We start from the raw sequence: 10,067 nt of genomic DNA on the forward strand, positions 1-10,067 counted from the left end.
GGACGACGTGATGAATATCAACAGCAAAACGGTATTCTTTATGTCGCAGGCGGTGGCGCGTCAGTTTATTAAGCAGGGCAACGGCGGCAAGATTATCAATATCGCCTCGATGCTCTCTTTCCAGGGCGGCATCCGCGTGCCTTCTTACACCGCATCGAAAAGCGCGGTGATGGGCCTGACGCGCCTGATGGCTAACGAGTGGGCGGCGCATAATATCAATGTGAACGCCATCGCGCCGGGCTATATGGCGACCAACAACACGGAACAGCTGCGCAACGATGAAGGCCGCAGCCAGGAAATTCTCGGTCGCATTCCGGCCGGGCGCTGGGGCAAGCCGGACGATATGATGGGGCCGGTGGTGTTCCTCGCCTCATCCGCTTCTGATTACGTAAACGGCTATACGCTGGCGGTCGATGGCGGCTGGCTGGCGCGCTAAACCTTACCGGACGGGGCCTGGCTCCGTCCGATATTCACTTTTGGTTACAGCGTCACAACTTCCCATCTACTGTATAAATCCCCTATACTGGATACATTGACAGTTATGTATTCAGGTTATCCTCATGACGGCCGAAGGCCACGTTATTTTCGCCATTGCCAGCGCGATATTTGCCAAACGTGCAGAGTTAACGCCAGAGCTGGCCAACGGCGACTGGTGGCATATTATTCCGGCGGTGTTGCTGACCTGCCTGCTGCCTGATATCGATCATCCTCGTTCGACGCTGGGCCAGCGCTTTCGCTGGATATCGCAGCCCATTGCGCGCGCCTTCGGCCATCGCGGCTTTACCCATAGCCTGCTGGCGGTGCTGGGCGGCGTCACGCTGTTGCGGATGAATCTACCGCACGGCTGGCCGGTGCCGACCGACGCCATGCACGGCATGGTATTGGGCTATCTGAGCCATATCGCCGCCGATATGCTGACGCCCGCCGGCGTGCCGCTGCTCTGGCCCTGCCGCTGGCGTTTTCGTCTGCCGCTCTTGACCACCAAAGCGGGAAACCAGCTGGAGCGCATTTTTTGCCTGGCGCTGGTGATGGGCGCCTTGTGGTTTCCGCCCGGCATGCCTCATTTCGGCGCGGAGGACTGGCCCGCCAAATTAATGAATAACGTTCAGTCGGGCATCGATCGGTTAATTAGCCTGCGGGCAGGCTGATTTTTAGACGAATCAATGCAAAAAGTTATAACCCATTCCATTCGGATCTAATCCTGTTTCGTTCCGGGCTGTTACCATTCCGTCAGTTACGCCACTTAATGCGTGGATAAAAATATCTTCACCCTGCCTCACAGCGGCGTTACCGCCCCGCTGTGGGGCATATTTATGGAGAAAACAGGATGACTGTTCCGCTTATTCTTAATGTCCTGGCGTTTATCGCCTTACTGGTGGTGCTCTCCAGGCTGGGCCGCAACGGCTGGAGTTTGTCGAAGAAAGTACTGGTCGGCCTGGTGATCGGCGTGCTGTTTGGTCTGGCGCTTCAGCTGATCTACGGCGACAGCGCGCCGGTGCTGAAAGAATCGATCGCGTGGTTCAACGTGGTAGGGAACGGTTATGTGCAGCTATTGCAGATGATCGTCATGCCGCTGGTCTTCGCTTCTATCCTTAGCGCCGTGGCCCGTCTGCATAACGCCTCCTCGCTGGGTAAAATCAGCGTGCTGACCATCGGCGTGCTGCTGTTCACCACCGCGATTTCCGCGCTGGTCGGCGTTTTCGTCACCACGTTGTTTGGCCTGAGCGCCGAAGGTCTGGTGCAGGGCGCGCAGGAAACGGCGCGTCTCTCCGCTATCCAGTCAAACTACGCAGGCAAAGTGGCCGATCTGAGCGCGCCACAGATGCTGCTGTCGTTTATTCCGAAAAATCCGTTTGCCGATCTGGCGGGCGCTAACCCGACCTCCATCATTAGCGTCGTGATTTTCGCCGCGTTTCTCGGCGTGGCGGCGCTGCAGTTGCTGAAGGACGATCGGGAAAAAGGCGAACGCGTACTGAAAGCGATCGACACCCTGCAACTGTGGGTGATGAAGCTGGTGCGTCTGATCATGAAGCTGACGCCGTACGGCGTGATGGCCCTGATGACCAAAGTGGTGGCTGGCTCCAACCTGCAGGATATTATCAAGCTCGGCAGCTTTGTCGTTGCCTCTTACCTCGGTCTGGCGATGATGTTTACGGTGCACGCCCTGCTGCTCTCGGTCAACGGCATCAACCCGCTACGCTTCTTCCGCAAAGTGTGGCCGGTCATTACCTTCGCCTTTACCAGCCGCTCCAGCGCCGCCAGCATTCCGCTGAACGTGGAGGCGCAGACGCAGCGTCTGGGCGTGCCGGAATCGATCGCCAGTTTCTCCGCCTCGTTCGGCGCCACCATCGGTCAGAACGGCTGCGCCGGTCTCTATCCGACAATGCTGGCGGTGATGGTTGCGCCCACGATGGGCATCAACCCGCTCGATCCGGTCTGGATTGCGACGCTGGTCGGTATCGTGACGCTCAGCTCTGCCGGCGTGGCGGGCGTGGGCGGCGGCGCAACCTTTGCCGCGCTGATTGTGCTGCCGGCGATGGGCCTGCCGGTGACGCTGGTCGCCCTGCTGATCTCTATCGAGCCGCTTATCGATATGGGCCGCACCGCGCTGAACGTGAACGGTTCAATGACCGCAGGTTCTCTGACCAGCCGCTGGATGAAGCAGACTGACAACGCGCTGCTCAACAGTGATGAGCATCGCGAGCTGGTGCATCGCTAACGCCAGCGAAATCCGCATCAACACGCTAAGGGCCGGATAATCCGGCCCTTTTTTTTCGTCTCCGCCTTCCCTTTTCGTCTTTTCCGCGATTCCGAAAGGCTGCCTGATATAACACAAATCCCCGGAAACTCCAGGCGTACCTTGCGTGCTGTTCTATAGTTAATGAAGCCTTGAACGACATCAACAGGAGCAATGCTAATGTCGAAAGAAACTGATAATAAGGAACTGAGCCACAGCGCGCCGGCTACAGGTCCTGAATCCGCCAAGCCTGGCCTTGATTCCCTGGCCCCTGAGGATGGTTCCCATAAGCCTTCTGCCGAACCGACGCCGCCGGGCAAACAGCCTACCGCCCCTGGCAGCCTGAAGTCGCCTGATACGCGCAACGCCAAGCTCGATCAGCTGGATGCGCACCGTAAAGGGGGCGAGAATTTCCCGCTGACCACTAATCAGGGTACGCGCATCGCCAACGATCAAAACTCCCTGAAAGCCGGCACGCGCGGCCCGACGCTGCTGGAAGATTTTATTATGCGTGAAAAAATCACGCATTTTGACCATGAGCGCATCCCGGAACGCATCGTACACGCGCGCGGTTCGGCGGCCCACGGCTACTTTCAGCCCTATCGCTCCATGAGCGAGGTGACGAAAGCGGATTTTCTGCGCGATCCCGATCAGATCACGCCGGTATTCGTCCGCTTTTCCACTGTTCAGGGCGGCGCTGGCTCAGCGGACACCGTGCGCGATATTCGCGGCTTCGCCACTAAATTTTATACCCAGGAAGGGGTTTTTGACCTGGTGGGCAACAACACGCCGGTATTTTTTATTCAGGACGCGCATAAATTTCCTGACTTTGTCCATGCGGTAAAACCTGAACCGCATAACGAGATCCCGCAGGGACAAAGCGCGCACGATACCTTCTGGGACTATGTTTCGCTCCAGCCGGAAACGCTGCACAATGTGATGTGGGCAATGTCCGATCGCGGCATTCCGCGCAGCTACCGCACCATGGAAGGGTTCGGCATTCACACCTTCCGCATGATCAACGCGCAGGGCAAAGCGACCTTTGTGCGCTTCCACTGGAAGCCGGTGGCGGGCAAAGCGTCTCTGCTGTGGGATGAAGCGCAGAAGCTGACCGGACGCGATCCCGATTTCCATCGCCGCGATCTCTGGGAAGCGATCGAGGCGGGCGACTACCCGGAATATGAGCTGGGCGTACAGCTGATCCCGGAAGAGGACGAGTTTAAATTCGATTTCGATCTGCTTGACGCCACCAAACTCATCCCGGAAGAGCTGGTGCCGGTAGAGCTGATCGGCAAAATGGTGCTGAACCGCAATCCAGACAACTTCTTCGCCGAAACCGAACAGGTGGCGTTCCATCCGGGCCATATCGTGCCGGGACTCGACTTCACCAACGATCCGCTGCTACAGGGACGCCTGTTCTCTTACACCGATACGCAAATCAGCCGTCTCGGTGGCCCTAACTTCCATGAGATCCCGATTAACCGTCCGGTTTGCCCTTACCATAATTTTCAGCGTCAGGGCATGCATCGCATGGATATCGACACCAACCCGGCAAATTATGAGCCAAACTCGATTAACGATAACTGGCCGCGAGAAACGCCTCCGCAGCCACGTCGCGGCGGCTTTGAAAGCTATCAGGAGCGAATCGAAGGCCATAAGGTGCGCGAGCGCAGCCCTTCTTTCGGCGAGTATTATTCGCAGCCGCGCCTGTTCTGGTTGAGCCAGACGCCGGTAGAGCAGCAGCATATTATCGACGCTTTTTCGTTTGAGCTGGGTAAAGTGGCGCGCGCCTACATCCGCGAGCGCGTGGTCGATCACCTTTTGCATATCGACGTGTCGCTGGCGCACGGCGTGGCGCAGAACCTCGGTATCGCGCTGTCGGACGATAAACTGCACACGGCGCCGCCGAAAGATGTCAATGGCCTGCGCAAAGACGCCAGCCTGAGCCTCTACGCGGTGCCGAGCGGCAACATTAAAGGCCGCCAGGTGGCCCTGCTGCTGAGCGACGGCGTTAAGGCCGCCGACGTATTGGCGATCCTGCAAGAGCTGAAGGCGCACGGCGTGCACGCTAAGCTGCTGGCGGCGCATATGGGCCAGGTACGCGCTGACGACGGCTCTACCCTGCCCATTGACGGCACCTTCAGCGGCCTGCCGTCGGTAACGGTCGATGCGGTTATCGTGCCGGATGGCAATATCGATGCGCTGCTGCTGAGCGGCGACGCCCGCTACTATCTGCTTGAAGCCTATAAGCACTTGAAAGTGATTGCCCTGAGCGGCGACGCGCGTCGCTTTAAGGCGCAGTTCGGTCTTGGCGACGATGAGCCTGAAGAAGGCGTGATCGAAGATGTAAAAGCGGAAGGCGTCTTGATGAGCGAATTTATCGCTTTTCTCGGCGCGCACCGCATCTGGTCGCGTAGTCAGAAAGCACTGAGCGTGCCAGCCTGATGATGCTCAGGCGGGCCGCCCGGCCCGCCTTTTCTCTTCACAATTTCCCCCAAGCGTTAAGGAAGCGTTAAGCGTGGTAAGCAGCCGCAAAAACGGCCTGATTACGCTTGTTTTTTTCCGCTACCGCGTCAATCCTGCCAGCAGTTAATGCAGGAGAATCACCATGAAAAAGGTTATCGCATCGCTACTGGCTCTGACCCTGACGGCGCCCGCCGTGGCCGTCGCGCACCCTTATGGTCCCGCTCCTGGCCCCGGCTGGCGTCACGGCGGCGAATGGGGCGGACACGGCTGGGGACGTCCTGCGCCCTTCCGCTTTCTGCCTGAGGCGGCAACGGCGGTATTGATTGGCGGGCTGACTTACTATCTGCTGAACGGCAATGTCTATCAGCGTCAGGGCGAGACTTATGTCATGGTGCAGCCGCCAACGGAGCGGATGACGATGGGCGATGCGATGCGCGCGCTGGATTACAACGGGCGTCGTTACTATGTGCAGGATGGGCACTACTATGAACGCAATATCGATGGAGAATATCTTGAGGTGCCGCGACCGCCGGGACTGTAAACGGACGAGGCGTAAAACAACGGGGGCGGCCTTTGCAGACCGCCCCCATTAATGTGCTATCCGGCCTTACTGGTTGGCCTGCGGATCGGTGTCGTACTCTTTACAGCTCTGGAAGCCGTAGTTCATTACACGACCGGTATCGCTGTAGCTGACGAAATAGGTCTGCGGTTTGCCGTCACGCTCACCCAGCACATAGGTCTGACAGGTGCCGCGCGCGTGCACCATGGTGATTTCCGTCGACGCCGGGCCCGCGATCTGACGTACCTGCTCGCGGGTCATACCTTTTTTCACATCCTTAACAACCGGCTGAGTCACATAGCTTTCAGCACGATCGTAAGCGCTACAGCCAGATAACACGGCCAGAGCCACAGCAGCACCAACTAATCCTGTGAATTTTTTCATCTTGTTGTTCCTCATTTATTGTCCATGTAGGCATAAGCGTGGAACATAATTGCTGATTTATCAAATTTATGGCGTGCATTTTTCTTTATTCGGTCATTTACGAGCGCTTCCGCCGCAGCGGTGATTGCCCGCAGCGATTGTCGCGGCGGAAAACCGTAGGGCGAGGCGGCGCTTCTTCGTATAATTCGGCCGCCCGACATCACAGCCTGACGCGGATCTTAAGAAATCCGCGCGCAACAGAGCCTCACCATTCCTGACAGGGAGACAAACAACACCATGACCTCTATTCATCCTAACCGTATTGGTTATGCCATCAGCCTGGGTTTACTGGCGGCGCTGGGGCCGCTCTGCATCGATCTTTACCTGCCGGCGCTGCCGGCGCTGGCCGCCGACCTGCAAACGCCGACGGCGACCGCCCAGCTCAGCCTGACAGCCGGCCTGCTGGGGCTGGGCGCGGGTCAGCTGATTTTTGGGCCGCTCAGCGATAAAACCGGCCGTCTGCGCCCGCTGACGCTTTCGCTGATCCTGCTGTTTATCGCCTCGGTCGGCTGCGCCCTGGCGCAGAATATCAACCAACTGCTGCTGGCGCGGCTGTTTGAAGGCCTGGCGGGCGCGGGCGGCGCGGTATTGTCGCGCGCCATTGCCCGCGATATGTACAGCGGCCATGACTTAACCCGCTTTTTCGCCATGCTGATGCTGGTTAACGGCCTGGCGCCGATCGCCGCGCCGGTAATGGGCGGCGCGCTGATGACGTTTCTCGACTGGCGCGGCCTGTTTATGGCGCTGGCGCTGATCGCCCTGCTGTTGCTGGCGCTGGCGCGCCTGAAGCTGCATGAAACGCTACCGGAGGAACGTCGCAGCCAGGGATCGCTGCTTTCCGCCTGGGCGGCGCTGGGCAAGGTCGTCACCCATCGTCCGTTTATGGGCTTCTGTCTGACGCAGGGCTTTATGATGTCCGGCATGTTCGCCTATATCGGCGCCTCGCCGTTCGTGCTGCAGCAGATCTACGGCCTGTCGCCGCAGGCGTTCAGCTTCTGCTTCGCCCTTAACGGGCTGGGGCTGGTGATCGCTTCGCAGACCAGCGCGCGCCTCTGCCCGCTGTGGGGCGAATATCGCGTGCTGAAGGGCGGCCTGACGCTGGCGTTTATCGCTTCCGGCACGCTGGTGCTGGCCGGTCTGTCCGGCGCCGCCCTGCCGCTGGTGCTGACGGCGCTGTTCTTCAGCGTCGCCAGCAACGGCGTAATTTCGGTGACCGCAGCGTCGCTGGCGATGCAGAGCCAGGGCCAACGCGCCGGCAGCGCGTCGGCGGTGATTGGCGTTACCATGTTCACGCTGGGCGCCATCAGCGTGCCGGTCACCGGCATTGGCGGCACCTCGGTGCTGACCATGACGCTGACCATCTTCGGCTGCTACCTGCTGGCCATCACGATGTTTCTGCTGCTGGCGAAAAAACCGCAGACTGTCTGAAATCGCCGCGCCTGAGCCGGCTCAGGCGCAAACCGGCTTGTCGTTTTGCCGGATGCGCGTTAGTTTTAACAGAATATGCATTCGCAACGAGCCAACAGGCTACTGATTCAAGGAGAGGTTTATGTCACTGCAGCAGGAAATCATTGAGGCGCTGGGCGTCAAACCCACCATCGATGCCAAACAAGAGATCCGTACCAGCGTTGAGTTTCTGAAATCCTATCTGAAAGCCCACCCTTTTATTAAAACGCTGGTGCTGGGCATCAGCGGCGGTCAGGATTCCACCCTGTGCGGCAAGCTGAGCCAGCTGGCGATGAGCGAACTGCGTGAAGAGACCGGCGACCAGGAATATCAGTTTATCGCGGTGCGTCTGCCCTACGGCGTGCAGGCCGACGAGAAAGATTGTCAGGACGCGCTCGATTTCATTCAGCCCGATCGCGTGCTGGTGGTGAATATCAAAGAGGCGGTGCAGGCGAGCGAGCGCGCGCTGAAAGCGGCAGGCATTGAACTCTCCGATTTTGTGCGCGGCAATGAGAAAGCGCGCGAGCGTATGAAGGCGCAGTACAGCATCGCCGGGATGACCAAAGGGCTGGTGGTTGGCACCGATCACGCCGCGGAAGCGGTGACCGGCTTCTTTACCAAGTACGGCGACGGCGGCAGCGACATCAACCCGATTCATCGCCTGAATAAAGGCCAGGGCAAAATGTTGCTGAAAGAGCTGGGCTGCCCGCAGCATCTCTGGCTGAAACACCCAACCGCCGATCTGGAAGACGATCGTCCGGGCCTGCTGGATGAAGTGGCGCTGGGCGTCAGCTACGGTCAGATCGACGCCTATCTGGAAGGGCAGCAGATCGAGGAGTCCGCCGCTAAAACCATTGAAGGCTGGTATCAGAAAACCGAGCATAAGCGCCGCCTGCCGGTGACCGTATTTGACGACTACTGGAAGAAATAAATTTTGCGCGAGCGGACCGTCGGTCCGCTCTTTTATCGCCCGTCCGCCCCGTTTATTTCCGCTTTAACGTTACGCAGAATTCTGTTGCGCTCCTCTCTTTTCCCGCCCTGTTGCTTGTCTGCGCAGACCCGTCTTCCGCCTGCGGGCATCATTTTTTTCTGATGTCCCAAGGGAATGAATTACGCCGCCGCTTAACGGGGCGCACTGTGAACTTATCGCGTCAGCCCGCCGCTCCAGTGGTTTTCACTGCGCCTCAGCGCCGATTTTTCGCACTGTTCAATTTCCATTCCGGCTGATAAACTGGATATGCAACCAGTAAAACGGAGTCACCTGTGGTAAGACGTGCTGCCAGTCACCGCCTGGAATTTGAACCAGCGGCTATTTATGAATATCCCGAACATCTGCGTTCTTTCCTGGCCGATATTCCCAATCTGCCCGGCGTCTATATTTTTCACGGCGACAGCGACGTGATGCCGCTCTATATCGGCAAAAGCATCAGCCTGCGCACGCGCGTTATGTCCCACTTCCGCACGCCGGATGAAGCGAAAATGCTGCGCCTGACGCGCCGCATCAGCTGGATCACCACCGCTGGCGAGCTGGGCGCCCTGCTGCTGGAAGCGCAGATGATCAAAAACCAGCAGCCGCTGTTTAACAAGCGTCTGCGACGTAACCGGCAGCTCTGCTCCTTACAGTGGGACGGCGTGGGACGACCGGATGTGGTCTACGCGCGCGATCTCGATTTCTCCGCTTCGCCGGATCTGTTCGGGCTTTATTCCAGTCGCCGCGCCGCGCTGGAGACGCTGAAGAAGATCGCTGACGAACGTCAGCTCTGCTACAGCCTGCTGGGGCTGGAGAGCCACAGTAAAAACCGCGCCTGCTTCCGCGCCAGCCTGGGCCGCTGCGCCGGCGCCTGCTGCGGCAAAGAGCCGATCGGCGACCATCATGGCCGTCTGCTGGAGGCGCTGGAGAAAGTGCGCGTCGTCTGCTGGCCGTGGCCTGGCGCCGTGGCGCTGGTAGAGGAAGGTCCGAAAGAGACGCAGATGCATATTATTCATAACTGGTTTTATCTCGGCTCCGTCAGTCATCTCGACGAGGCGAAAAACCTGACCAGCCCGCCGAAAGGGTTTGATAACGACGGCTACAAATATCTCTGCCGTCCGCTGCTGAGCGGCAAATATCCCGTGATTCCGCTGTAAGCGCCCTGCCGCTTCGCTTCGCGCCATAGGTGATCCGCGTCTACCTTTTAATCAGTTGTGTCGCCGTTTGTTGGGCACTTTTACTGATGAAAAGGAGAACGCATGTCTCAACACGATCACAGTGGATTTTCTCGTCGCCAGGTGGTTGGCGGACTGATGGGCAGCATGGCGGTTACCGGCATGGCGATGTCGGGCAGCGCCAGCGCCGCAGAAAACGGCGGTGCGTCGCAAAGCAGCGCCCCGCCTCAAACCGGCAAAGACCCGCGCGAGCTCTACCCAAAACCCCCTTTCGAACGTCAGCCGCAGGAC

General features: G+C 58.7%; 9 protein-coding genes and 1 pseudogene. 9 read left to right on the plus strand and 1 reads right to left on the minus strand.

The window, feature by feature from the left end; genetic code table 11:
* From MYY08_RS00370 to MYY08_RS00390, 5 genes are all read left to right on the plus strand, one after another.
* Positions 1-436, plus strand: a 436-nt coding sequence (locus tag MYY08_RS00370) for an SDR family oxidoreductase (RefSeq protein ID WP_288012481.1), incomplete at its 5' end; no start/stop codon positions are given.
* 124 nt (positions 437-560) lie between these two features.
* Positions 561-1,148 carry a metal-dependent hydrolase gene (locus MYY08_RS00375; RefSeq protein ID WP_084970238.1) on the plus strand — a complete coding sequence of 196 codons (588 nt, stop codon included), beginning with the start codon at positions 561-563 and terminating at the stop codon, positions 1,146-1,148.
* Positions 1,149-1,327: 179 nt separating this feature from the next.
* Entirely contained in the window at positions 1,328-2,719 is a 1,392-nt protein-coding gene (locus MYY08_RS00380) for an L-cystine transporter (RefSeq protein WP_288012485.1), read from the plus strand.
* Between the two features lie 198 nt (positions 2,720-2,917).
* Positions 2,918-5,182, plus strand: coding sequence for a catalase HPII (katE, locus tag MYY08_RS00385; RefSeq protein ID WP_038626402.1), 2,265 nt, complete (start codon positions 2,918-2,920; stop codon positions 5,180-5,182).
* 163 nt (positions 5,183-5,345) lie between these two features.
* Positions 5,346-5,744, plus strand: coding sequence for a DUF6515 family protein (locus MYY08_RS00390; RefSeq protein WP_038626405.1), 399 nt, complete (start codon positions 5,346-5,348; stop codon positions 5,742-5,744).
* Positions 5,745-5,810: 66 nt separating this feature from the next.
* Here MYY08_RS00390 and osmE read toward each other — a convergent pair whose 3' ends face one another.
* Positions 5,811-6,146, minus strand: a complete 336-nt coding sequence (gene osmE, locus MYY08_RS00395; protein ID WP_038626407.1) for an osmotically-inducible lipoprotein OsmE — start codon at positions 6,144-6,146, stop codon at positions 5,811-5,813.
* Positions 6,147-6,422: 276 nt separating this feature from the next.
* Here osmE and MYY08_RS00400 point away from each other — a divergent pair, with 276 nt between their 5' ends.
* From MYY08_RS00400 to MYY08_RS00415, 4 genes and pseudogenes are all read left to right on the plus strand, one after another.
* Complete coding sequence (locus MYY08_RS00400; protein WP_038626409.1) at positions 6,423-7,613, plus strand: multidrug effflux MFS transporter; 1,191 nt, start codon at positions 6,423-6,425, stop codon at positions 7,611-7,613.
* Positions 7,614-7,734: 121 nt separating this feature from the next.
* Positions 7,735-8,562, plus strand: a complete 828-nt coding sequence (nadE, locus tag MYY08_RS00405) for an NAD(+) synthase (RefSeq protein WP_038626411.1) — start codon at positions 7,735-7,737, stop codon at positions 8,560-8,562.
* Between the two features lie 332 nt (positions 8,563-8,894).
* Complete coding sequence (cho, locus tag MYY08_RS00410; RefSeq protein WP_038626413.1) at positions 8,895-9,758, plus strand: excinuclease Cho; 864 nt, start codon at positions 8,895-8,897, stop codon at positions 9,756-9,758.
* A 102-nt stretch (positions 9,759-9,860) separates the two neighbouring features.
* Positions 9,861-10,067: pseudogene (locus MYY08_RS00415) on the plus strand (hypothetical protein); the annotation flags it as partial.

The organism is Mixta sp. (genome assembly GCF_024610815.1).
In the GTDB taxonomy this organism is placed as follows: domain Bacteria; phylum Pseudomonadota; class Gammaproteobacteria; order Enterobacterales; family Enterobacteriaceae; genus Mixta; species Mixta calida.

Coding starts and splice junctions, on each gene's coding strand:
- MYY08_RS00375 (WP_084970238.1), top strand. CDS start 561: ATGACGGCCGAAGGCCACGTTATTTTCGCCATTGCCAGCGCGATATTT.
- osmE (WP_038626407.1), bottom strand. CDS start 6,146: ATGAAAAAATTCACAGGATTAGTTGGTGCTGCTGTGGCTCTGGCCGTG.
- nadE (WP_038626411.1), top strand. CDS start 7,735: ATGTCACTGCAGCAGGAAATCATTGAGGCGCTGGGCGTCAAACCCACC.
- MYY08_RS00380 (WP_288012485.1), top strand. CDS start 1,328: ATGACTGTTCCGCTTATTCTTAATGTCCTGGCGTTTATCGCCTTACTG.
- katE (WP_038626402.1), top strand. CDS start 2,918: ATGTCGAAAGAAACTGATAATAAGGAACTGAGCCACAGCGCGCCGGCT.
- MYY08_RS00400 (WP_038626409.1), top strand. CDS start 6,423: ATGACCTCTATTCATCCTAACCGTATTGGTTATGCCATCAGCCTGGGT.
- MYY08_RS00390 (WP_038626405.1), top strand. CDS start 5,346: ATGAAAAAGGTTATCGCATCGCTACTGGCTCTGACCCTGACGGCGCCC.